Annotated in this window: 23 protein-coding genes and 1 other RNA gene; 21 read left to right on the forward strand and 3 right to left on the reverse strand. The window is 42.1% G+C overall.

Annotated elements, in window-relative coordinates:
• Positions 1-180 precede the first annotated feature (180 nt).
• Entirely contained in the window at positions 181-867 is a 687-nt protein-coding gene (locus FD50_RS02540) for a response regulator transcription factor (RefSeq protein WP_054755990.1), read from the forward strand.
• Positions 864-2390 (forward strand): HAMP domain-containing sensor histidine kinase, encoded by a 1527-nt coding sequence (locus tag FD50_RS02545; protein ID WP_056960060.1) that lies wholly within the window; start codon positions 864-866, stop codon positions 2388-2390. The genes FD50_RS02540 and FD50_RS02545 overlap by 4 nt, the downstream gene beginning before the upstream one ends.
• Positions 2391-2554: 164 nt before the next feature.
• On the opposite strand, the gene FD50_RS02550 is transcribed toward FD50_RS02545, so the two are convergent.
• Together FD50_RS02550 and recU are read right to left on the reverse strand one after the other, a co-directional pair.
• On the reverse strand, positions 2555-4867 hold the full coding sequence (locus tag FD50_RS02550) for a transglycosylase domain-containing protein (RefSeq protein WP_056960062.1): 2313 nt from the start codon (positions 4865-4867) through the stop codon (positions 2555-2557).
• Positions 4857-5489 carry a Holliday junction resolvase RecU gene (gene recU, locus FD50_RS02555; RefSeq protein ID WP_054755995.1) on the reverse strand — a complete coding sequence of 211 codons (633 nt, stop codon included), beginning with the start codon at positions 5487-5489 and terminating at the stop codon, positions 4857-4859. Before recU ends, FD50_RS02550 begins: the two co-directional genes overlap by 11 nt.
• Positions 5490-5619: 130 nt before the next feature.
• On the opposite strand from recU, the gene FD50_RS02560 reads away from it, so the two are divergent.
• The 4 genes from FD50_RS02560 to FD50_RS02570 all read left to right on the forward strand — a co-directional run bounded on the left by FD50_RS02560 (position 5620) and on the right by FD50_RS02570 (position 8234).
• Positions 5620-6183: an SLOG family protein gene (locus tag FD50_RS02560; protein WP_056960064.1), complete on the forward strand. Its 564-nt coding sequence runs from the start codon at positions 5620-5622 to the stop codon at positions 6181-6183.
• A 67-nt stretch (positions 6184-6250) separates the two neighbouring features.
• Positions 6251-6592, forward strand: a complete 342-nt coding sequence (gpsB, locus tag FD50_RS02565) for a cell division regulator GpsB (RefSeq protein ID WP_054755996.1) — start codon at positions 6251-6253, stop codon at positions 6590-6592.
• Positions 6593-6615: 23 nt separating this feature from the next.
• Positions 6616-6983: RNase P RNA component class B (rnpB, locus tag FD50_RS12440), an RNA gene on the forward strand.
• Between the two features lie 81 nt (positions 6984-7064).
• Positions 7065-8234: a THUMP domain-containing class I SAM-dependent RNA methyltransferase gene (locus FD50_RS02570; RefSeq protein ID WP_056960066.1), complete on the forward strand. Its 1170-nt coding sequence runs from the start codon at positions 7065-7067 to the stop codon at positions 8232-8234.
• Positions 8235-8514: 280 nt separating this feature from the next.
• Here the strand turns inward: FD50_RS02570 and FD50_RS02575 are convergent, their stop codons facing one another.
• Positions 8515-8913 (reverse strand): ribonuclease HI family protein, encoded by a 399-nt coding sequence (locus FD50_RS02575; RefSeq protein ID WP_390625186.1) that lies wholly within the window; start codon positions 8911-8913, stop codon positions 8515-8517.
• A gap of 21 nt (positions 8914-8934) precedes the next feature.
• Here FD50_RS02575 and FD50_RS02580 point away from each other — a divergent pair, with 21 nt between their 5' ends.
• From FD50_RS02580 to FD50_RS02650, 15 genes are all read left to right on the forward strand, one after another.
• Complete coding sequence (locus tag FD50_RS02580) at positions 8935-9318, forward strand: EbsA family protein (protein ID WP_054755999.1); 384 nt, start codon at positions 8935-8937, stop codon at positions 9316-9318.
• A 128-nt stretch (positions 9319-9446) separates the two neighbouring features.
• Positions 9447-11102 carry a formate--tetrahydrofolate ligase gene (locus tag FD50_RS02585; protein WP_056960068.1) on the forward strand — a complete coding sequence of 552 codons (1656 nt, stop codon included), beginning with the start codon at positions 9447-9449 and terminating at the stop codon, positions 11100-11102.
• Between the two features lie 402 nt (positions 11103-11504).
• Positions 11505-12170: a glycerophosphodiester phosphodiesterase gene (locus FD50_RS02590; protein ID WP_056960070.1), complete on the forward strand. Its 666-nt coding sequence runs from the start codon at positions 11505-11507 to the stop codon at positions 12168-12170.
• Complete coding sequence (locus FD50_RS02595) at positions 12163-12969, forward strand: ABC transporter permease (RefSeq protein ID WP_056960072.1); 807 nt, start codon at positions 12163-12165, stop codon at positions 12967-12969. Before FD50_RS02590 ends, FD50_RS02595 begins: the two co-directional genes overlap by 8 nt.
• Before the next feature lie 14 nt (positions 12970-12983).
• On the forward strand, positions 12984-13964 hold the full coding sequence (locus tag FD50_RS02600; protein WP_056960074.1) for an ABC transporter ATP-binding protein: 981 nt from the start codon (positions 12984-12986) through the stop codon (positions 13962-13964).
• A 4-nt stretch (positions 13965-13968) separates the two neighbouring features.
• Entirely contained in the window at positions 13969-15147 is a 1179-nt protein-coding gene (locus FD50_RS02605; protein ID WP_056960076.1) for an extracellular solute-binding protein, read from the forward strand.
• Positions 15148-15151: 4 nt separating this feature from the next.
• Positions 15152-16000: an ABC transporter permease gene (locus FD50_RS02610; RefSeq protein ID WP_056960078.1), complete on the forward strand. Its 849-nt coding sequence runs from the start codon at positions 15152-15154 to the stop codon at positions 15998-16000.
• A 4-nt stretch (positions 16001-16004) separates the two neighbouring features.
• Complete coding sequence (locus tag FD50_RS02615; protein WP_054756004.1) at positions 16005-16469, forward strand: hypothetical protein; 465 nt, start codon at positions 16005-16007, stop codon at positions 16467-16469.
• Positions 16450-17424 (forward strand): CehA/McbA family metallohydrolase, encoded by a 975-nt coding sequence (locus FD50_RS02620; protein ID WP_054756006.1) that lies wholly within the window; start codon positions 16450-16452, stop codon positions 17422-17424. Before FD50_RS02615 ends, FD50_RS02620 begins: the two co-directional genes overlap by 20 nt.
• Positions 17425-18023: 599 nt before the next feature.
• The gene (locus tag FD50_RS02625; protein ID WP_056960079.1) at positions 18024-19223 is read left to right on the forward strand and encodes a GNAT family N-acetyltransferase; all 1200 of its coding nucleotides are present in this window, start codon (positions 18024-18026) and stop codon (positions 19221-19223) included.
• Positions 19224-19336: 113 nt separating this feature from the next.
• Positions 19337-19783 (forward strand): signal peptidase II, encoded by a 447-nt coding sequence (gene lspA / locus FD50_RS02630; protein ID WP_056960082.1) that lies wholly within the window; start codon positions 19337-19339, stop codon positions 19781-19783.
• Positions 19767-20681 (forward strand): RluA family pseudouridine synthase, encoded by a 915-nt coding sequence (locus FD50_RS02635; protein ID WP_056960085.1) that lies wholly within the window; start codon positions 19767-19769, stop codon positions 20679-20681. The genes lspA and FD50_RS02635 overlap by 17 nt, the downstream gene beginning before the upstream one ends.
• Positions 20682-20843: 162 nt before the next feature.
• On the forward strand, positions 20844-21383 hold the full coding sequence (pyrR, locus tag FD50_RS02640; protein ID WP_054756014.1) for a bifunctional pyr operon transcriptional regulator/uracil phosphoribosyltransferase PyrR: 540 nt from the start codon (positions 20844-20846) through the stop codon (positions 21381-21383).
• A 135-nt stretch (positions 21384-21518) separates the two neighbouring features.
• Complete coding sequence (locus FD50_RS02645) at positions 21519-22805, forward strand: solute carrier family 23 protein (RefSeq protein WP_054756016.1); 1287 nt, start codon at positions 21519-21521, stop codon at positions 22803-22805.
• A 12-nt stretch (positions 22806-22817) separates the two neighbouring features.
• Positions 22818-23765 (forward strand): aspartate carbamoyltransferase catalytic subunit, encoded by a 948-nt coding sequence (locus FD50_RS02650; RefSeq protein ID WP_056960087.1) that lies wholly within the window; start codon positions 22818-22820, stop codon positions 23763-23765.

The following is a 23765-nucleotide window of genomic DNA, read 5'->3' on the forward strand; positions in this document are numbered from 1 at the left end:
CAACAATGAATCTGAAGACCGATTCATTGTTTTTTTTGGGTCATAAACGCATTAAGAGTGTTCATAAGAACGACTAATTTCATTTTTTATGTTAGATTAGTCTTAAGTGAATTTAATTTTATTTTCAGCATAAGCGAAACAATCTTACGGAATAAAACAATTTTTTATAGGGGTGTAGATATGAGTCGGATATTAATAATTGAGGACGAAAAAAACCTAGCTCGGTTTGTTGAGCTTGAATTACAGCATGAAGGGTACGAAACAGAAGTCCATTATAACGGGCGGACTGGACTGGAAGCTGCATTAGAAAAAGATTGGGATGCGATTCTCTTGGATCTCATGTTACCTGTGTTAAATGGATTGGAAGTTTGCCGGCGTGTGCGTCAGGCTAAAAATACACCGATTATCATGATGACTGCGCGTGACTCTGTCATCGACCGGGTTTCTGGCTTGGATCATGGCGCAGATGACTATATCGTCAAGCCGTTTGCCATTGAGGAGTTACTAGCACGTCTGCGTGCACTTTTACGGCGCATTGACATCGAAAGTGAACAAAATGTTTCTAAACAGACTAAGGTCACTTACCGCGATCTTACGATTGAAAAAGAAAATCGGGTTGTTCGCCGTGGTGATGAAGTGATTGAACTTACCAAAAGAGAGTATGAACTCCTTTTGACATTGATGGAAAATGTTAATGTTGTTTTAGCACGCGACGTTTTATTGAAAAAAGTTTGGGGTTACGAATCTCAAATTGAGACCAACGTGGTTGATGTTTATATTCGTTATCTGCGCAATAAAATTGATCGACCTAATGAAGAAAGTTACATTCAGACTGTGCGTGGAACAGGGTATGTGATGCGTTCGTGAAAAAAAGTAAAGACATCGTTGCTGCTTTAAAAGAAAAAAGAAAAGAACGGCGGTTTTCGCTCAAATTGAAGTGGTCGTTGGGAACTGCAATTGGCGTCTTGGCAATTTTTGCGGTCTTTGCCACGCTCTTGTTTCAAAGCTTTTCGAGCTTGATTTTAAGACAGGAGAAGCAATATGCCTCTGATGCACTGTCAGTAGCTGCTAATCATCTTGCAACGCTTGAAAATGAGCTTAACGAAAGCAATACAAGAAGAGAACTAAGCTCAAGTATTGAAGAAAATGAACAGGAAAGAGAAGAACCAACCCGTTTGTATTCAAATTCTGTTTTTGTAGCTTTTTCCCGTAAGAACATCGGGGTTGGGGCATATAATTTGAATGGGCAAAAGGTCTTTTCTTCACGAAAGCTGCCAGTTAATTTTAATATTAAAGAAACAGATACTGGCAAAGTTGTTACGACCGGTGGAACGAACGTCTATGTTGAACGCCGCCCTGTCATTTCAAAAGGAACGCGTAAAACAATTGGTTATGTTCAGGTCACCAACAGACTGCTCGATTATGACAATACGCGGCACAAATTGGTGTTAATCTTCATTGTCTTTGGGATTACAGCGGCCTTTGCCAGTGCAATTCTAGGTTATGTACTGGCATCGTGGCTATTACGTCCAATTGATGTGATCAATGCTACAATTAATAAGATCAATGGGGCAGAAGAAGGCGATCCGATCGCTGATATTCGGGTTCCTGAGATGAAACATCAAGATGAATTGACAGACTTGAGCAGGCTTTTTAATGACATGCTTGATCGCATGCAACGTTACATTGAGCAGCAACAGCAGTTTGTGGAAGACGTCTCACACGAACTGAGGACGCCAGTTGCGATTATTCAAGGACACTTAGATCTTTTGAATCGCTGGGGCAAAGATGACCCGCAGGTTTTGGCAGAGTCAATTTCAGCTTCATTGCAAGAAATTACGCGCATGAAAAGTCTAGTGCAGGAAATGTTGGATCTTTCTCGGGCTGAACAGGTTGAAATTCATTTTGGAAAAGAAGTTACTGATGCACGTGAAGTTGCACTGCAAGTTTTCAATAATTTTAAAATGATTCATCCAGATTTTGTTTTCTTGATTGATGATGATCTGAAGGACGAAACACCTGTTAAGATCTATCGTAATCACCTTGAACAGGTGTTGATTATTTTAATGGATAATGCGGTTAAGTATTCGCAAAAACGCAAAGAGGTTCATTTATCTGTCTCGAAAAATGAACGCTACGTCGACCTTGCTGTCCAGGATTTTGGTGAAGGGATTGCACAGCAAGATATTGCACGCGTCTTTAATCGCTTCTACCGTGTTGATAAAGCGCGCAGTCGCGATGCTGGTGGAAATGGCCTGGGACTGTCAATTGCACAGCGTTTAATAGAGGGCTATCATGGACAATTAACGGTCGAGAGTGTCCTAGGACAAGGATCAGTTTTCCGGATTTCATTACCGTTAATAATTAAGGAACAAAAGAATGCGGATTAGCTCAACGATACTGAAATCCAATCAGTTAAATAGGTTTTAGAGTAATTTAATAGCAAGAGAGTGTGACAAAAGTGAAGTGCCCCATAATTGTTAGATTTGTTTGTCTAACAATTATGGGGCACTTCACTTTTGTCTCGACCTTTTCTATTTATGAAATTGAGGCTTTATTGGCCATTTTGCTCTTCAGAACTCGACGAAGATGAAGATGACGAAGATTCGCTGCTAGAAGGACTCTCCGAAGTGGTCTGAGAACTCTGCGACGATGAGCTGCTTGAAGAAGGTTGTGAACTTGAACTCGACGAACTTGAACTCGATGAACTTGAACTCGACGAACTCGAACTTGACGAACTTGAACTTGACGAACTCGAACTGGATGAACTTGAACTCGACGAACTCGAACTGGATGAACTTGAGCTTGACGAACTGGTTGAATCCGATGACGAGGTCGTGGTTTCAGGTGAGCCTGCAAGATAAAGTTCACGCACACCATTAACAGTTTTAACGTATACATTGCTAGGTTTTTCCCAATCAGTATTGGTTTTACCTTCCGAAAGGTATTCCATTGCGTATTTATAGAAGTAAGACGCAATCCGCGATGATGACGAAGTCAGATAGTTCCCAGATTCATAGGGGTGATCATAGCCTACCCAAACCGAAATTGAATAGTGTTTTGTATAACCGTTAAACCAAGAATCCATATCAGTCGAAGAAGGGAACTTAGAAGCAACGTCGGATGGGTAACTATTTGTTCCTGTTTTGCCAGCTTGATATAATCCGCTAATGTTGGCATATCGTCCAGTTCCGGAACTGCTTGTGATTACGTCTTTAAGCATATCGGTAATCATGTAGGCAGTTGAAGATTGCATAACTTGTTTTCCAGAACTTGAATAAGATTTTGTTTCGCCATCAGCTGTCTCAATACTATTAATATAGGTTGGTGAATAATAAGTTCCACCATTGGCAAAGGCGGCATAAGCTGCTGCATTTTGCAAGGTAGATGAAGGAAGACCAATTCCGTTTTGGAATTCAAGGGTCTTGCTATACTTCATCCCTAACTTGCTGACAAAGTTTTGAGCTTTTGTAATTCCAACAGCCTCAAGCGCTCTGATTGCTGGGATATTCCGGGACTGAATTAAGGCATTGCGCATTGTCATTGTGCCTAGATGTTCGTGATCAAAATCTGAAAGTTCGATGCTGGTTCCCGGATAGACGTAGCTAGTATCTTTTAGCTGATGATAAGTTGCCCAACTGAGATATTCAATTGCTGGGCCGTAATCCATCAACGGTTTTGCAGTCGAGCCGTTTGTTCGATCCGTTTGAACAGCACGATTGAGACCGTATGTCACATTACCGGTCTTGCGGCCACCAATCATGGCGACTACTTTGCCGTTATTAGGATCGACAACCGTAGAAGCTACTTGGAGCTTATTATCCGGATAAGAGATCGCAGAAGAGTTATTAGCCAGATTATAGAGACGTTCCTGTGCTTTCATATTCAGGTTTGTATAAATTTTAAGGCTGTTCTTGTAAGGATCATAACCTTTAGCACGTGCTTCTTGAATAACCTGCTTAAGATAAGAATCGGCGATCTTGGCTTTTTGGCTGGTCTGAGTAGCGCTGTGATTTGTGACAAGATCTTTTTTAACATCTTCTTGTTTTGCCTGTTTTGCTTGCGCGCTTGTAATTTTTTTGTTGGCGACCATTGCATCTAAGACCTCATTGCGTCGACTTGTTGCAAGCGTAGCATTTGAGATTGGATTATAGCTTGAAGGCGCATTTGGAATTCCTGCAATCATTGCAGTTTGCGCCAAGTCGAGCTTAGCCAGTGATTTTCCATAGTAATAATAAGCGGCAGTTTGCATGCCATAAGTACTGTCACCCATAAAGACTTTGTTAACGTAGAAAGTCAAGATTTGTTCTTTACTATAAGTATTATCCATCTTCAAAGCGAGCCAGGCTTCCTGCGCTTTACGTTTGAAAGTTTGATCGGAACGTTTAGTAGAGAAAAATGATAACTTGATCAATTGCTGATCTAGCGTACTACCACCTTGTAACCCAGAAGACCGCGAAACGTTTGAGACGGCTGCACCGAGGATTCTGACCGGGTCAACTCCATGGTGTTTGTAGAAGCGCCGATCTTCAATTGAAACGACAGCGTCTTTTAAAGTTTGTGGAATATTTTTACTTTCGACATACTGGCGGTTTTGTGAACCAAGGCTGAGAATTTTTTTACCTTCAGAATCATAAATGACCGTCGAGCCGGTACTTGAAAGTGCTTTTTCAGTGAGGGCAGGAGCGCTCTTAGCATAAATGAAAAAGACGGTTGCTCCTAAAGCAACCACAACTTCGAGGACAACTAATAAAGTTAATAATGTTCTTTTGAAGATTCTCCCGAACTTACTTCGGGGTTTGGTCTTCTTGGTGCTCTTTTTGCGACGCGCCACGCGCGAAAGCTTTGGATCTTGATTACTCATGATGTGCTCCTTTTACATTCCGAAGATTTTCAATCAGCTTGTCAACGCAGGTTAAGTACGGAATTAGTGGTTGGAACTGATACGCAATTGCGAAACCACTGTCTGCAATAATTTTCTTTGGGATCGATTTACGCCCATGCGTTTGTTGATCCCAATACTCAAAAAGAGTCGCTGCAGGAAGCAGAAATAACTCTTGAGTTATCGAAAATTTAATAATGGTAAAACAGATTCCAGCTTGCCTGACGCAGGCTTTCATATGATTGATTTGATGCTCGTGAAAGTTATTGAGCGGAAACGAGGTTTTATTACGCGTTTCCTTAGCCTCAAAATCAAGGTAATACCCGTGATATACTCCATTGTAATCAGTGGTTGATGCCTGCTTGAAATAAGCCTCTTTAATGACTGCAGCACTGCGTCTAGGATAATCAACCTGTACTATTTGAATGGGCACAGGTTTCTTGTGAATAACTGCAACTTGCTGCTGCAAGTAATAAAGATTACTTTGGTTTAGTTCTTCTTCCAGTGACATGCCACGATTGCCAAAGATAACATCACGCTGATTTTTGCGGGCGTGTCCCGCAGAATTTGGGTTGTAGTCCTGGCCGTTTGGATATCTAATGACCATACTTCCATCCCTCCCATTCGACTTATTATACCAACAACATACAAACTTGGCAAAAGGACAGGAAACTTGTCTGCTAGTACTAAATTTTCATATAATAGGTTGGGAATTATGTTTAGAAGGGAAGACATCCATGAGAATCTGGTTGACCGGTTATCGTAGTTATGAATTGAATATTTTCAAAGATTCTGACCCCAAAGTTGAAGTTATCAAAAATACGCTCAAAGAATGTCTAATCCAGCAAATGGCTGATGGATTGGACTGGGTGCTAGCCGGAGGACAGTTGGGAATTGAACAGTGGGGGCTTGAGGCAGCCACGGAGCTTAAAAATGATTACCCAGAATTAAAGAGTGCGTTGATGCAGCCCTATCAGGAATTTGAAAAAAATTGGCGTGCAGATAAACAAAGCAAGTTTCAAGCGCTAAAAGCTGCGGTTTCGTTTTCTGCGAGTGTTAGTCAAACACCATACAATAATCCGCAACAATTACGCAATTGGCAAAATTTTATGCTGACACATACAGAAGGCGCTCTATTGGTGTATGATCCTGAATATGAGGGAAAAGCCAAATATGCTTATTCCGCGATTAAAAAATTTCAAGAAACGCATGATTACACGCTAACGCTAGTTGACATGGACTGGCTCGAAACGAGTGCGCGCGATTTTTTTGAGAGAAAAAACGAGAATGATTTGCAATAGGTGAAAATTCTGGTATAATTAACAGAGTTGTAAAGTTAGTTTTCTAGAGAATACGAGGTGCATTTCTGTGGATAAGATAAATTTCACGCCTAAAGACATTGTAAACAAAAATTTCAAACCTAAAATGCGTGGCTATGATCCGGCAGATGTAGATGAGTTCCTTGATGATGTAATTAAGGATTATGAAACGTATTCTAAAGAAACACAGCGCTTGCAGATGGAAAATGATCGTTTGGTTAGCAAGGTTGACGAGTTGACCAAACAGCTTGCCGTTGGAAAGAGCGGTCAAGTTAGTCATCCAACATCCAATGTGACGAACATGGATATCTTGAAGCGCTTATCCAACCTTGAGCGTCATGTGTTTGGCGCTCAGTTGAATGATGATGCCGATCAGGACAGTCGGTTCTAATTAACTGAGACATATTTGATGATGTTCTCTGGTAATCGCGGTCTGCTTTATGCAGGCTGAGGAAAGTCCAAGCTTGCACAAGCTGAGATGCTTGTAGTGATCGTGCTTGCTGAAAAAATAAGGCAAGGTACCTTAGGGTAACGGCAGATAAAAGAGCTAAGGCTTCGGCTATGCTCGAGTAGTCTTGAAAGTGCCACAGTGACGAAGCAGTGTTAGAAATGGCATTGGTGGAACGAGGTAAACCCCGCGAGCAGGTAACCCAAACTTTGGTAGGGGCGCTTCATGACGGAAATGAACTAATCATGGGGGCAGGCATTTTGCCTGGAGATAGATGATTACCACCGATTCTGGTTTCCTGAACCAGATGACGTACGGAACGTGGCTTATAGAGGACTCATCACAGGACTGGCTAGGAGTATTTTCGGATATTCCTAGCCTTTTTCTTTTGAAAAATAAACGAGGGATGAACAAAATGAAAAAATATAAACTACTGGCAACTGCCGCTGCTGGAATTGAAGGCTTAGTGGGAAATGAGTTGCGTCATTTAGGTTACGAGGCGCAAGTCGAAAACGGGCGTGCACGCTTTCAGGGAACATTTGAGGATATTTTACGAACTAATTTGTGGCTGCGAACTGCAGATCGTGTCAAGATTATTATTGCAGAATTTAAGGCAACCTCATTTACTGAACTTTTTGATCACGTCAATGCGTTGCCGTGGGATGAATATCTACCTTTGGATGCAGCTTTTCCGGTAGAGGGTAAATCCCAGAAGTCGAAACTCTTTAGTGTGCCAGATGTCCAATCGATCGTCAAAAAAGCAATCGTGGACAAAATGAGTAGCGTATACCATAGACGGACACGCTTGCCTGAAACTGGTGCAAAGTATCCGTTGGAAGTTGCCTTGAATAAGGACATGGTTCTTTTGACACTGGATACAACTGGTTCCAGCTTGTTTAAGCGCGGCTATCGGATTGAAAAAGGACCCGCTCCCTTAAAGGAAAACATGGCCGCGGCCTTAGTCCTACTGGCACATTGGTATCCGGAAAAACCATTCGTTGACCCAGTTTGCGGGTCAGGAACTATTCCGCTGGAAGCTGCGCTAATCGGACATAATATTGCCCCTGGATTTAATCGTGATTTTATTTGTGAAAGCTGGCCGAATGTACCTCAAGGATTGGCCGAACAGTTGCGGGCAGCTGCCGATGCACAGGCAGATTATGAGCGTGAATTGGATATCACGGGTTACGATATCGATGGAAAGATGATTGAGATTGCACGATTGAATGCACGCGAGGCAGGATTACTGCATAATGTGCATTTTAAGCAATTAGCAGTCAAAGATTTCAAGACTACTAAGCAAAACGGTGTGATTGTTGCTAATCCGCCGTACGGTGAACGACTCAGTGATCAAGAGGCGGTGCGGGAGCTTTATCGCCAAATGGGAGATGTCTACCGGCCGTTAACTTCTTGGAGCAAGTATATTCTGACCAGCGATTTGCAGTTTGAGAGTTACTATGGTCAGCGTGCCACCAAGCGGCGTAAACTTTATAATGGTTCTCTTAGAACAGATCTCTTTCAGTACTGGGGACAGCGACCAAGTAAGAAAAATCCCGCCAGTCAACGTCCAAATTCAAAGGACTAAGATCAGCGGAAAAGATATGTAGTAAAAATTTCGCGGAGCGGGGCTGTGCCAAAAGTTAAATTTTGGTACAGGCCCGCTTTTATTCTGGATAAACGTGTTCCATAAGTCAAAATTCTCCGTCTAACTTTGAATTGCTCATAGCAAAGTATGCGCTATGTTCGTAATTTCGAGTTAGTACTCAAATTTTCCCGACTTATGTCACACTCTCTTCTTTTTTTTAATCGAAAGGGTATAATCAAAGGTGTTCTCAGCTTTGATGAACAGCAAGATCATAGCAGTTTTACTTTAATTTGTGCAACCCTTGAGTAGCTAAAGTGTGTGCGCCTTTATTTTCTTTTTCCGGGATCCAGCGATTGATGACTAACGGAAAGGTTTCTTGCAGTGTTAATAGCTGTTGCAATTGTTGCGGATAGCTTTTGGAATACTTTTTTGCAAGACTATCCATCACAATCCGGCTATCACTGAAAAAGAGAATGGTTTCGGCAGGTTGGGCGAATTCGGCAAGCTTTTTCCAGCCTGCAATGGCTGCATTAAATTCTGCTTCATGATTGGAGCTGGGGGGAAGCTGTTGCGAAAACTGATATTGTTTTTGGGCAGCCACAATTAGGATTCCAGCGCTGCTGGGTCCAGGGTTGCCTTTAGTTGCTGCATCCGTGTATAATTTGAGCAGTTCGATCACTCCTAGAAAGGTGTTTTATTTATGAAAACTAAATTTTGGTACCAACCTGATTTTGCGATGGCAATTACATGCTGGTCATATACCTTTATGATACTCCTTGCAGGCTTTTTATTGTGGCTTGAGATCACAGTTTTTCAAGTTTGGTCAGGAATCGTTTTTATATTATTTGGAATTGCGGTTTTGCTGCAGCTGTTTTTAAGATGGGTCGAAATTACGCCAGACTCGCAGTTCCTGATTCTGCACACTGTTTTGCCGCAGAATACGAAAAAGATCAAATTAAACACGATTCGTAATGTTTCCTCAAGCAAGACTGGAATCTCCTTTAGGGATGACCAACGTCAGTATAAAATTATCATGTTAAAGAATAAGAAACAAATGCTATATAATCTGATTAGTAAGGACTAAAAAGTTCGTGTTTTATAGTTGAAATTACTTTTTTTAACCTTTAAAAGGACTGGAAAACGATTTTTTAATGACACTAAACGAACTATGCGTTATACTGAATTTATTATAGATGGGGAGGAACTTGGACATTGAACGATATTGAAATTGCGCAACAGGCCAAGATGGACAAAATCACAGAAGTCGCTGCTAAAATCGGCCTAGATAGCAGCCAAATTGAGCAGTACGGAGACTATAAGGCAAAAATCAAGCTACCAGTTGGATCGCAGAAAACAAAGGGCAAGCTGATTTTGGTAACTGCAATTAACCCTACCCCAGCAGGAGAAGGAAAGTCGACTGTGACGGTTGGCTTAGGGGACGCTTTCAGCCTCTTGCAGAAAAAAGTAATAATTGCATTGCGTGAACCTTCATTAGGACCCGTGATGGGGATGAAAGGCGGAGCAACAGGCGGTGGTTATTCGCAGGTAGTTCCAATGGAAGATATTAATTTGCATTTTACTGGCGACATGCATGCCCTAACGACTGCTAATAATACACTGGCAGCGTTAATTGATAACCATATCTACCAGGGAAATCAGTTGCATCTGGACCAAAGGCGTGTTCAATGGAAACGAGTTTTGGATATTAATGACCGGGCGTTGCGCCATGTCGTTATTGGAATCGGTGGAGTTACTCAAGGAATTCCTCGCGAAGATGGCTTCGATATTACAGTTGCCAGTGAATTGATGGCAATTCTTTGTTTGGCGAAGAATTTAGCTGATTTGAAACGGCGAATTGGCCAAATTGTCATCGGATATACGGCTGAAAAGAAGCCTGTGACGGTTGCTCAATTAGGTGTGACGGGTGCCATTTCGTTATTATTGAAAGATGCTCTCAAACCTAATCTGGTTCAGACTCTGGCGCATACCCCAGCAATCGTACACGGGGGACCTTTTGCTAATATCGCTCATGGCTGCAATAGTGTTCTGGCAACCCGAACAGGTTTAGAGCTGGCTGACTATACGCTCACGGAAGCTGGATTTGGGGCGGATCTAGGTGCTGAGAAGTTTCTTGATATTAAAGCACCTGTTTTAGGCAAAACACCGGATACAATTGTGATTGTTGCTACTGTACGTGCGCTTAAGATGCATGGTGGCCGGGCTAAGTCAGAATTGAAAACAGAAGATTTAACTGCTTTAAGGGCAGGTTATGCCAATTTACAAAAGCACGTTGCTAATATGAAGCGCTATGGGATTCCGGTTGTAGTTGCGATCAATCGCTTTACTTCTGATACCACGGCAGAATTGCAGCAGTTGCAAGAACTTTGTGCACAGGATAAAACTGCAGCCGTAGTAGCCGATGTGTGGGCCAAAGGCGGCGCAGGTGCACTTGAACTTGCACGCAAAGTTGTTGAATTAAGTGCTGAAGAACATACTTTTAAGCCGCTTTATAAGGCAGATGCTGGGATTAAAGAAAAAATCGAACAAATTGTGACCCAGATTTACGGCGGTACGGAGGTTGTATACAGTCCTAAAGCATTACGCCAGTTAAAATCTTTCGCAGAGTTTGGCTGGGATCGTTTACCTGTATGTATGGCCAAAACCCAGTACTCATTGTCTGATAATCCCAAAGCTTTGGGCGCACCGAAAGATTTTGCAATTCATGTACGTGAATTTGTGCCAAAGTTAGGAGCGGGCTTTATCGTGGCATTGACAGGCAATGTGTTAACGATGCCTGGATTGCCTAAAGTCCCAGCAGCTAATGGGATGGATTTGAGTGACGACGGCACAGTTTCTGGACTTTATTAAATTAAAAATAAGCTAGTTTTAAAAAAAGATCGCATGGATGAGCTGCTTAATTGGAGCTTGTAGATGCGCTCTTTTTGTTTTTCCAAAAATTCAGCGGCTGAGTGCAAGAGCGTGCCTTAGCAATTAAAAAAATATGTGAGCACTGTTTTTATTTTGCGAGCTTATTAATAGTAAACTAATTAAATATTTTTAAATTAGCTGAAAACTTTTTTTATAAGTAAACTATTGTATAATCAAAAGATTTGCTTATTACAAATTGCTTAATTGCTTGTGAATACTAAAACAAAGAACCTAATTGGCTTTTTTTAGCTAGACTTTACAAACTTTTTACTCAAATCATACCTAATTATTTACATTAGATATATATAATCAAAAGATGTACGTACGACTAACTAATAAGGGGTGGTTGAAATTATTACAGCACATTCTGGAAGCGACGGGCTTACTCCTAACAGCTTGCAGTTTCTAGAAAAAGCTTCGCAGTGGCCAGTGGCTGCTTTGGAGATCGATGTTAGATGGGATAAAGAACAACAGCAGTTATTATTAGGGCACGATCAAGTTTTTACAGGAGGCTTAACGCTGAAAAAGGCTTTTGCTGCTTTTAGTCGCAGTAATGAACAAAAGTTGCTGAATTGTGACCTCAAGGAACCTAATCTGGCAGCACATGTTGTTGCGTTGGCTGGTACATATGGACTTGAGCAGCGTTTGGTTTTAACCGGGGAGTTGAATGCTAGTGAACAGCAGCGCTGGCCAGGATTGGTTTGGCGTAACATTGAAACCCTTTTGCCGCAGTCTTCTTTTGAACGAATGTTAAAAGATAAGTATTTTTTCAAAAAGGTGTTGCTTGAAGCAGTTGATGAGGGCTGTGTGTGGCTTAATCTTCCTTTTCAGCTGCTACACCCCGTTAATCTGGCATTACTTAAGGCGATGAATTTGAAACTTTCAGTCTGGACCGCGGGAGATGTTAGTGAGATTAAGGCATTATTGGATTGTGGTGTCGATAATGTTACTACAGTGGCAGCAAGTGCTTACTATGAATTTTTGAGGGGAATGAAACAGCTTGAGTAGGAAAAAACTAATCCTGAATTTCTTAGTATTGTTTATCTTTGCTTTCTTTATGTATGGACCATTACTCAATACATTAATGCTTGCATTTGCCAACAAGTATCAAGCACCGCATGTGCTACCGTTAAGTTTTGGTTTTACCTGGTGGCAAAATGTCTTTGCACAAAGTGATCTGCTGCAGGCTTTCTTCAATTCCTTTCTAGTTGCAACGCTTTCGACTTTCTTTTCAATGCTGATCTGTCTGCCTGCGGCTTATGCAATTGCACGTTATCATTTCAAGGGTAGAAGCCTGTTTCTCTTTTCTTTTTTACTTTCAAATGCCTTCCCTAAAATTGGGCTCTACACCGCAATTGGAATAATTTTTTATAAAATGCAGTTAATGGGAACTCTAACAGGGGTAGTGCTGATTAACATCTTGAACACTATGATCTTTATGATTTGGATTCCGACTGGCGCGTTTCAAAATGTTTACCGGCAGCAAGAAGAAGCTGCCCGTGATGTAGGGGCAGGACCCTTGCGGACATTCTTTACAATTACTTTTCCGAGTGCGCTGCCAGCAATCGTGGTGGCGGCAATGTATACCTTTTTAGGAGCACTCGACGAATCACAGGGAACTTTGCTGATTGGATTTCCGCAAGTCAAGACCATGGCGACCGCGATGTACGGTATTATTCTTGATCAAGCTCCGATGGTCGGCGCGATCTTTGCACTTTTGCTAGTATTGCCGGCAATTTTGATTCTGTGGTTATGCTACAAGTTTTTTGGAAAAAAGTCGTTTCTACAGCAACTATTTATTAAATGAGAGAGTGATGATGCATGACAGTCAAGCTTAGGATCGCAGGTCTTTCCAAGAAGTATGAAAATGGAGATGGAATTCAGGATATTAATTTAACCGTTAATTCCGGTGAAATTCTAACTTTGTTAGGTCCTTCAGGTTGTGGTAAAAGTACTTTACTGCGTTCGATTGGCGGTTTTGAACAAGTTACCACGGGAAAAATCTTGATTGCGGAGAAAGATGTTACGCGGCAACCGCCAGAAAAAAGACCGACTATCATGGTTTTTCAAGGTTACAATCTTTGGGAAAGAATGACAGTGTTTGAGAACCTGGAATTTGGTCTTAAACTGCGTAAAATTTCCAAAACAAAAAGAAAGCAACAAATTATGGAAATGCTGACGATGCTCGGGATTGAAGCCATGGCTGCGAAATATCCGCAGCAGCTTTCTGGGGGACAGCAGCAACGCGTTGCCATTGGACGAGCTTTAGTATTGCGCCCGGAGATTTTACTTTTAGATGAGCCCTACTCTGCACTTGATGCAAAGATTCGAGTGCAGATGCGCGAAGAATTAAAGAAGATTCAACGTCGGTTACAGATTACCATTATCTTTGTTACCCATGATCAAGAAGAGGCCATGATGCTTTCAACCAGAATTGCAGTCATGAAAAAAGGTGAGATTGTGCAGGTGGGCACCCCCAGCGAAATCTACAATAATCCCAAAGATATTTACGTTGCTTCTTTTATTGGTGAAATGAATTTCTTGACTACAGACGATGGTCACGAGGTTCAAGCCTTCAGACCAGAGGATGTGCGCCTGGTTTCGGAGCAAGCAGCAGGTGAAAATACTTTTCACGCAACAGTGCAGCAAAGTACACAGATGGGGCATTACTCACAGCTGACAGTCAAGCTTATAGAGCAAACAATCATTCTGTTCGCTGAAAAAGATGCCTTTGAGAGTTATCCAGAAGGAACCGAGATTTTTTTTGAAGTCAGAAAAATGCAGAATTTTACAAAGGGGTAGAAAGATGAAATTTTGGAAAAAAGCAACAGCAGCTGCAGCAGGGGTACTGCTTTTAGCAGGGTTAGCAGGTTGCAGCAGTTCAAGTGCGAGTTCAAAAAAGGCAAGTTCAAGCAGTGTCAAACAGACCACTGTTACTCTGTGGGCAGGCGGATCACAAAATGTCAAGGATGGGATGAGCAAGATTGTCTCGGCCTTTAATGCGAGCCCTGAAGGTAAAAAATATCATTTGAATTTAGAGTTCATCTTATCAGGAACAAGCGCTGCAAGTTTACAAGACCGCTTAGTAGCAGCTAAGAAAGCTGGTCAAAAGAAAACAAATTATGATTTGATTTTGGCATCTGATTCAGATTATGCTGCGTATACTCAACTTGGGGGTAAAAGCATTTTTGAAAAGTACGACAAAAGCCAAATCTCAAATCTTAAAAACGATAAAGCAACAATCAGTGCTGGAAAAGGGTATTTAGTTCCTTACCGTGGGACAACAGTTGTTTTAGCATACGATTCAGCTAAAGTTAAAAACCCACCGAAGACTGCTAAGGAACTTTATGCTTGGATTAAAGCAAATCCTGGAAAATTCGCCTATAATACACCAGAATCCGGTGGAGCTGGAGCCGCCTTTGTACAAACTGCAGTTTACAACTATTTACCTAAGGCTGCATTAACCTCAAGCGATACTAAATGGGCTAATCAATGGAACAAGGGCTTATCCCTGCTGAAATCATTGAATAGTTCTATGTACAAGTCAGGTGGAAAAGTTGTTTATCCAAATAAAAATCAGGGCACAATGGACTTGTTGGCTAATGGTCAGGTAGAAATGATTCCGGCATGGCAAGATATGACTACAATGGCATTGACAGCAGGAACATTGCCAAAAACAGTTAAGATGACGCAAATTTCTCCTGCATTTACGGGGAACCTTGACAGTCTCGTAATTCCTTCAATCGGTTCAAACAAGAAGGGTGCAGAGGCTGTAATGAATTTCATGCTCAGCAAAAAGGCTCAAAATATTTTAGTTGACACGATGGCTGCAATCCCTGTAATTGATCAAAAAGAAATTACTTCTGATAATTTGAAGTACATCAAAGGCTTGAATGCAAAAGATTTCCGCTTCTCTAGTACCGGAAATCTTGCAACTCAATTGATCCAAAAATGGGATTCAGAAATTGGAAATGGAGTAAAGTAATCAAATGAAAAAAAGCGATGATCTGCAGAAAAAATGGACGCCTTATCTTTATGTTCTGCCGGCCTTTTTTCTAATTCTACTTTTGATTGTTTACCCGGTAGTTACATCGCTGAGTCTGTCGCTTAAAAATAAGGTTACTTCACACTTTACATTAGATAACTATCATTATTTTTTTACTGATCAAGTTCAACTCGGTAACATTGGTTACACGTTGTTTGTGGCTGTTATGACCGTTATTTTGGCACTGCTGCTGGGCTTTATGCTGGCTCTTTATATTCGATTTAACAATAATAGTCTGAGTAAGACAGTCGTTGCACTGACCGTTTTGCCACAGTTTATTCCCGGCTTAGTTGCGGTTTACTCGATCATGCTCGTGGTCAGAAATGGGGGTGTGCTCAGCCGAATTGCTCAATCGTTGGGATTTACCTTTAATCCTAATCTGATGTATTCGGCTAATGGACTTATCATGGTAAATCTATGGTTCAACATTCCTTTTGCGGCCTTGTTACTGCTCGCAAGTCTCGCAAATGTGAGACAGGCATCGATTGAAAGTGCTCGTGATATCGGCGCTGATAAATGGACGGTTTTGTTTAAAATCATTTTGCCAGCGACTTACAAGCAATTCTTTATTGCCGGTGCTTTTGTCTTCATGACGAATGTTGGTTCTTTTACAACCCCATTTTTGATGGGAGGAAACAATCCGCAAATGTTGGGAGTGGTCTTGTATAAAGAATTTAATCAATATTTGGATTACAATAAAGCAGCTGCACTTTCGGTCATTTTATTTTTACTGTGCAGTCTCTCAGCCATTGTGTATGTGATAGTTAATCTGCGTCAAGAAAAGTGGAGATGAGCATTTGAAAACAATTTTGACCCGTCACTTTGAATTGGGACCTCAGGATGATAAGACGACAATTCCTGTGAAGTTCACCCTGACAGCTGCAGTTGGCTTATTGATCGACTTTGCTTATGCGCCACAAAATGTGGAACCAGCGCGTGCTACACGGTTAATTAAAGCAGAATTGCTTGCAGCCGATTTATCTGCAGCGCCGCAGAATGTTGCCCAGTATCTGCCATTGCAGAACCTGATAACTATTTCAGCTGCAAAAGATGGTCATTATTTAGGCAATCATCACTATAAGGCACCGCAACAGCAGATTCTACTGTCGCCCGAACACTCGTCATTGGGGTATCTTAAACCTGATGTGATTAGTGGTCAGTGGCAGATTAGCCTGCATCAGCATTGCATCGCTTCTGAATTAGTCAAGGTGCAGCTTACCCTCAGCAAGTTGGAGGAACACAATGAATTATTACAGTATTGAATGGCATACGCATACAGTTCATAGTGATGCAGATCAAACAGTCGCGCAACTTTTAGATACCGCCGCAAAAAGTCATTATGAAATTCTCAGTATTTCTGATCATAATACGCTAAGTGCATATGCTGAAATCGCGGAAAAAGGCTTAACGACACCAGTTTTTTTACTGCATAATTCGCTTGAATGGACGACTTTTTATGGGCATTTGTTGGTGTTAGGAGTTCGTGAGGCGCTTAATTGGTATGATGCAAAGCCGACTGAGATCGATCTGTGGGTTAAGAAAAATAAGGAAGCCGGAGCAGTTTTAGGAATCGCCCATCCGTATGAGTTGGGCAGCCCAATCTGTACTGGCTGTCACTGGGACTTTTTGGTTAGAAATTGGGATAATTTTGACTTTATCGAAATTTTAAATGGTGATTCACCGCAAGAGCAAGATTATAATCAAAAAGCATATACACTCTGGTCAGAGCTGTTACGGCAGGGACATCATCTTGCCGCCAGCTGTGGGCGTGATTGGCATCGACCGAAGAAAGAAACAGCGAATGTGGCGGTTAATTATCTGGGAGTTGAGCATTTGGATGAAGAAAGCATTAAGGCCAGCATTCGCCAAGGTAACTTCTATATAACTTTAGGTCCAAAATGGGAGCTGAGCCTTAGTTCAAAAGAACAGCCTGCGATTTTCATGGGTGCGACAATTACGCAAGGAACATATCATTTAGCAGTTAAGTTTCAAAATCAGGATGACGATTTCAATAGGCAATTTGGTGAGACTATTAAAAAAATCAAACTACTGCAAAATGAAGAAGTGATTGCGGAATTTTCACGTACTGCTTTTGGAGCAGAGCTGAAGACCGAGGTTGTTTTGACTCCAGGACCTTTCAGGATTGAAGCCTGGGGTGCTTTCAAAGAAAATCCAGACCAGCGCTTAGTAATTTCAAATCCATTCTATGTTGAATAGACAAGGTAGCGCCTGAGCAAAATAAGCGACAGTTTGACTGAATTGGGTTATCCGGTACAGACACATTGATATAGGTTCGGGGACTGCGGCAAAACTTGCATTTAGGGCGGTCCTCGATTTTTTGTGTCTAACTACAAATTACACATAGACACAGCCTGTTTATTTTGCAATTTAGTGCTAGTACTCGAAGTCTCCCGGTGCATGTCGGCACTTCCTATTAACGTGCTCCAACCACCAGCCTTCTGTGCCTAGCTAAAAATTGCGCATAGTCAAAGACCGACTATTTTGCAATTTAGCGCTAGTGCTCGAAGTCTCCCGGCGGCTTGTCGCACTTCTTCATAACGTGCTCCAATCAGCAACCACCTGCGTCTAAGCCTGCCTTACGCGTAACCAAGATCGGGTTACTTTGTAATTCAGGACTTAGTCTGCGGCGGCTGAACGCTGGCTGTCGGCACTTCTATCTTAACGTGCTCCAATCAGCAACCACCTGCGTCTAAGCCTGCCTTACGCGTAACCAAGATCGGGTTACTTTGTAATTCAGGACTTAGTCTGCGGCGGCTGAGCGTTGCTTGTCGCACTTCATTAAAAAGGAGAGAACAATGGCACCTAAAAAACTTACAACCATTGAAGACCTTGACCGCTTTTATCAACTTTTCTGCCAAGTATTCAAAAAAGAAGACACCGCACAGTTTCGCAAAAGCTTCTTAGAGATGCATGCCAACGGTACCGTTCTTGGAATCACTAAAAACAGCCAATTATTGAGTGGACTTGCCTGGTGGCACTTTGAAGTTAGTTTTCAAGGTGTCAGCTATAAGATGGGGGCTGTGGGTTCAGTGATGACGGCACCATTTGCCAGAGGACAGGGGAGTGCAACTCAACTACTGCAAGCAGCACTTGCACAAATGGCAGAAGCAGGTGTAACCCTATCCTATCTAGATCCCTTCTCACATGCCTTTTACCGCAGATTAGGTTATGGAGCTGCAATCAAGCGTTTATACTATACAATTGACCCAGCACAACTCCAATTGCCAACACCACTAGTCAGTAGATCGCAACAAGCAACTGGCGGCAATCTACAAACAGGACCATTGTCACGGTATTTAGACAAAGTAGCTCCTTTTTATGCGCAACAATTGACGCATAAAAGCGGCGGTTTGCTGCGCCCTAAATGGTGGTGGGAACATCTGCATGCAGTGGGGACTAAAGTTGGTTGTTATCTAAATGCCCAGCAACAGCTTGAAGGTTACTTTCTCTATCAAGAGCTGAAAGAGTCTTGGGTTGTCAAGGAGTGGTTGGTGACAAATATTATTGCAGAAAAAAATTTACTACAATTGCTGCATGCACAAAAGCAAAGCCTTAGCCAGCTGATTTTTGAATCTGATGAAACACTTTATCGTGGACAGTTGTTAAACGAGCCGCTTGCCTTAAGCGCTCAAGTGAAGCCCTTCATGATGGTCCGTATAATCAATTTGCGGGACTTTATACTGCATTATCCTTTTAAAAAGCTTGATTTCGGTGAGCTTAGCTTAGCAGTTACTGATCCGCAGTTACCGCAAAATGATGGTCTTTGGCGGTTATGTGCCAAAAATGGCTGCGTTTCTTTTAAAAAATGCGGGTCTGCTGCCCAAGCAGCTGATATTAGTCTGCCAATCGCTGAATTTGGACCGCTTTTTGGTGGTCAATATTCTCTAGAATGGGCAGCTTTCCAGCAAAAAATTAGTGTGAGCGCTCCGTACCAAGCTGCGAAACTTCAAACGGTCTTGTTAGCTTCTCCTGTTAGTTTTAATGATGATTTTTAAAGCTGGATAGTGGGCGGCTGCATTTTAATATTTAAGATTGCGGCACAGTGTTGTATAATTAAGCCTTGAAATCAATTAATGTGTTGAGGCACGGGCAGGAGGGGCTTTTAATAGTGGCACTTTATTTTCTGTTAATTTTTGCGGTCGTTTTATTGGACCAGTTGATTAAATTTTTTGTTGTTAACGGTGTTCCGTTAGATCGGAGTGTCGACTTTATACCGCACGTCCTTTCGATTGCGCATATTCGAAATTATGGTGCTGCATGGAATATCTTCACGGGGCAGAAGCTGTTCTTATTTGCGATTACGATTATTGCACTCGGAATTTTGGGCTACTTTTTCAAAAAATTATGGAAAAATTGGGGTTACGCACTCGGGATTAGCCTAATGATTGGCGGAACACTGGGGAATTTTATTGACCGGTTGCGTTTAGGTTACGTAGTTGATATGTTTCAACTAGACTTCATTAACTTTCCAATTTTCAATGTGGCAGATGCAGCTTTGAATGTCGGAGTTGTTGTTTTGCTACTGGTGATGCTGCGAGATGAATTTCGTGGTTGAAAAAAGAAAGATTGAGCTGACAGCGGGTCGGGTCGACAAAGTCGCCGCTACGCTGTTTTCAACATACTCACGTTCACAGTTGAAGCAATGGATCATCGGTGGGCAGCTGCAGGTTAATGGTCAGACTGTTAAGCCCAATTACCAGGTTCATCTGGGAGACGAATTGGAATTGACGCCCCCGCCGATTAAGCAGATTAGTCTAGCCCCTGAAAAGATTCCCTTGGAAGTTGTCTATGAAGATCCAGATGTTTTAGTGGTTAATAAACCCCAAGGAATGGTTGTCCATCCTTCTGCGGGGCATCCTGATCACACCTTGGTGAATGCCTTACTTGCGCATTCGCCGCTGTCTACAATTAACGGTGAATTTCGTCCCGGAATTGTGCACCGCATTGATAAAGATACATCAGGTTTATTGATGGTTGCCAAAAATGATTTTGCGCATCGCAGTTTAGCTGCGCAACTGAAAGCTAAAAGTAATGTACGCGAATACCTGGCACTGGTACACGGTGTTATTAAAGAAGAAAAAGGAACCATCAATGCGCCGCTTGGACGTTCGCCAAAGGATCGTAAGAAACAGGCCGTTGTTGCAGACGGACGTCCTGCGGTAACCCACTTTTCTGTTGTACGGCGTTACCAGAACTACACCTTAATTAAATGTTTTCTTGAGACAGGGAGAACCCACCAGATCAGAGTACACCTTAAGTATATAGGGCATCCGCTGGCAGGGGATCCCTTGTACGGACCAACTAAAACGTTAAAGGGGCACGGTCAATTTCTGCACGCCGGTAAGCTGGGATTTAAGCATCCGCGTTCCGGAAAACAATTGCTGTTTGAAGTGCCACCACCTGCAATTTTTAAAAAGATATTGGAACGACTTGACAAAAGTGATCGAAATTAGTAAATTAATATTAATGATCGTCCTTTAAAATTAGTCCCGTGAGGCTAAGAAGGCAGTGTCTTTTAGAACTCGGAAGAAGACTGCAGTCTACCGCTTAGTCACTCGACTAAGCGGCTTTTTTTATAGGATAGTTACTTGATAATTATAAAAGGAGTGAAGGGCATGGCTAAAGAAATTGTCGATTCAATGGCGATGAAACGAGCTTTAACACGGATGACGTATGAGATTATCGAAAAGAATAAAGGGATCGAGGATCTAGTTATCATCGGGATTAAGACTCGTGGTATTTATCTGGCAAAGCGCATTGCGCAGCGGTTGCAACAACTGGAAGGCGCCACAGTTCCAGTTGGAGAACTTGATATTTCGCTTTATCGAGATGATCGTCATGAAATTGACAACCATCATGATCCAGTTGTTAATTCAGCAAAATTAGGGTTGGATATCACCGACAAACAGGTCATCTTGGTAGATGATGTGCTGTTTACCGGTAGAACTGTCAGAGCAGCGCTTGATGCACTTATGGACCAAGGACGTCCCCAAAAGATTAATGTAGCGGTTTTAGTTGATCGAGGCCACCGCGAATTACCGATCAGAGCTGACTTTGTTGGTAAAAATATTCCGACCGCACTTGATGAACAAATCGCTGTTGAAGTTGAAGAAATTGACGGTAAAGATGCGATTGCAATTAAAAAAATCAAATAATGACCATTTAATTGACTCCAGAGAGAGCAAAAGGGTTTGAATTTTCACTGACACTGTAAGTCTGCCAGTGAGAAATCCTTTGCTGACCTGGATCAAAAATGATTCAGGTTTTTTTATAGGAAAGGAAGAACGATTTTGAATTCAGGCAAAAAAGAAAAGTTTAGAAATGATGAGGCGATTCTGGATATTGGAGACCGCCCACAATTTGGCCATTGGCTGGTACTTTCGATTCAGCATTTATTTACAATGTTCGGCGCCACAGTTTTAGTTCCACTCTTAGTAGGAATTAATCCGAGTATTGCACTTTTTAGTTCCGGTGTCGGCACGCTTGTCTATATTTTGTGTACTAACGCCAAGATCCCGGCTTACTTGGGCTCAAGTTTTGCCTTTATTGTGACAATGCAGGCACTGATGAAGGCTGATGGCTATCCTGCTGTTGGTCAAGGAGCAATTTCAGCTGGACTGGTATACGTGATTGTTTCTTTATTAATCGGCCGCTTTGGTTCTGCTTGGGTCGATCGCATCTTGCCACCAGTCGTAGTGGGACCAATCATCATTGTAATTGGACTGTCATTAGCAACAACAGCTGCAAATGATGCAATGCTGAAAAATTCTAATTACGATTTGAAGTATTTCGGAGTTGCCATTTTTACACTGCTAATCACAATTATTTTCAACATGTTTTTACGCGGGTTTTCCAGTATGATTCCTGTACTGTTAGGAATTATCTGTGGTTATCTGATGGCGCTTGCTACTGGAATCGTGAATTTGCAGGCAGTTGCAGCTGCAAAATGGTTCTCATTACCGGCTTTTAATGTCATGTTTATCAACTATCATTTTAAATGGTATCCTGCAGCAATCATTGGGATGGCACCGATCGCTTTTGTGACAATGACTGAGCATATGGGACATATTATGGTCTTAAACAAGCTGACCAAACGCAACTTCTTCAAAGATCCTGGATTGCACCGGACACTCTTTGGCGATGGTCTATCTTCAGTAATTGCTGGTTTTGTGGGTGGACCGCCAACTACCTCCTATGGTGAAAATATTGGAGTGCTTGCGATGACAAAGGTTCACAGTGTTTGGGTTTTAGGTGGCGCAGCACTCTTTGCAATTTTGTTTAGCTTTGTGGGTAAAGTCAGTGCCTTAATTCAGTCAATTCCTTCACCTGTCATTGGTGGAATCAGCTTTCTGCTCTTTGGAATGATTGCATCGAATGGTTTACGCATTTTAGTTGATAACCATGTGAATTACGAATTAAAACGCAACCTGATTATCACCTCGGTTATCTTAGTTATTGGAATTGGTGGAACTTATCTTAAGCTTGGCAGCTTTCAGTTAACCAGTATTGCATTAGCAACACTTTTCGGAATTGTTTTGAATCTGGTGCTGCCTGTAAAAGCAAGCAGCGAAAAATAAGGAGGAACAGTAATGGTGGAAGTAGCAAAGATTGTCACACTGCAACACTTTTTGACGGTCAAAAAGTTGCAGGTTGAACAGGTGGAATCGTTGATTGCACGGGCAACGTTCTTTAAAAATGGGGGCGCAGTCCCGCAGTTTGAAACTCCGTTGTATGCGGCGAACCTTTTTTTTGAAAACAGTACGCGCACGCATTGCAGCTTTGAAATGGCAGAACGCAAATTAGGCTTGCAGACAATTCCTTTTGACCCTTCCACAAGCTCTGTTAGCAAAGGAGAAACGCTCTATGATACTTTATTGGCATTGGAGTCGATAGGGGTCAATCTTGCAGTTATCCGACATTCGCAAAACGAGTATTATCGTGACCTGGTAGAATTGACACCGCCGCAAAAATTAGAGATGGGAATTGTCAATGCAGGTGATGGCAGTGGACAGCATCCTTCACAGTCTTTATTAGATATGATGACGATTGCTGAACAGTTCGGTAGTTTTACCGGTCTAAAAGTTGTGATTGTTGGCGATCTGACCAACTCACGTGTAGCGCGCAGTAATATGGAGTTACTACAGCGCTTGGGAGCACAGCTTTATTTTTCAGGACCACGTTGCTGGTACTCTGAAGAATTTGCAGCCTATGGCACTTATCGGCCACTTGACGAAGTCTTGCCGCAAATGGATGTAGTAATGCTTTTACGGGTCCAACACGAACGGCATCAAGCTGAAGCTGATTTTTCTGCAGCTTCCTACCATACAAAATATGGGCTTACGGAAAAGCGCTATGCGCAGTTGAAAGAAAAAGCAATTATTATGCATCCAGGTCCTATCAATCGGGGAGTTGAATTGAGCTCAAGTCTAGTTGAAGCCCCTAAATCAAGGTTTACCACCCAGATGCAAAATGGGGTGTTCATGCGGATGGCAATGCTGGAAAGTGTTATCCGTGGGCGCCACTTAGGAGGACGATAG

Origin of the sequence: Liquorilactobacillus satsumensis DSM 16230 = JCM 12392 (assembly GCF_001435195.1) — a bacterium.
Taxonomy (GTDB): domain Bacteria; phylum Bacillota; class Bacilli; order Lactobacillales; family Lactobacillaceae; genus Liquorilactobacillus; species Liquorilactobacillus satsumensis.

Bases quoted from the DNA above. Each gene is read 5' to 3' on its own strand.
- pyrR (WP_054756014.1), top strand. From the start codon at position 20,844: ATGGCTAAAGAAATTGTCGATTCAATGGCGATGAAACGAGCTTTAACA.
- FD50_RS02540 (WP_054755990.1), top strand. From the start codon at position 181: ATGAGTCGGATATTAATAATTGAGGACGAAAAAAACCTAGCTCGGTTT.
- recU (WP_054755995.1), bottom strand. From the start codon at position 5,489: ATGGTCATTAGATATCCAAACGGCCAGGACTACAACCCAAATTCTGCG.
- FD50_RS02620 (WP_054756006.1), top strand. From the start codon at position 16,450: ATGAATTATTACAGTATTGAATGGCATACGCATACAGTTCATAGTGAT.
- FD50_RS02650 (WP_056960087.1), top strand. From the start codon at position 22,818: ATGGTGGAAGTAGCAAAGATTGTCACACTGCAACACTTTTTGACGGTC.
- FD50_RS02600 (WP_056960074.1), top strand. From the start codon at position 12,984: ATGACAGTCAAGCTTAGGATCGCAGGTCTTTCCAAGAAGTATGAAAAT.
- FD50_RS02580 (WP_054755999.1), top strand. From the start codon at position 8,935: ATGAAAACTAAATTTTGGTACCAACCTGATTTTGCGATGGCAATTACA.
- FD50_RS02610 (WP_056960078.1), top strand. From the start codon at position 15,152: ATGAAAAAAAGCGATGATCTGCAGAAAAAATGGACGCCTTATCTTTAT.
- FD50_RS02570 (WP_056960066.1), top strand. From the start codon at position 7,065: ATGAAAAAATATAAACTACTGGCAACTGCCGCTGCTGGAATTGAAGGC.
- FD50_RS02635 (WP_056960085.1), top strand. From the start codon at position 19,767: ATGAATTTCGTGGTTGAAAAAAGAAAGATTGAGCTGACAGCGGGTCGG.
- FD50_RS02560 (WP_056960064.1), top strand. From the start codon at position 5,620: ATGAGAATCTGGTTGACCGGTTATCGTAGTTATGAATTGAATATTTTC.
- FD50_RS02625 (WP_056960079.1), top strand. From the start codon at position 18,024: ATGGCACCTAAAAAACTTACAACCATTGAAGACCTTGACCGCTTTTAT.
- FD50_RS02605 (WP_056960076.1), top strand. From the start codon at position 13,969: ATGAAATTTTGGAAAAAAGCAACAGCAGCTGCAGCAGGGGTACTGCTT.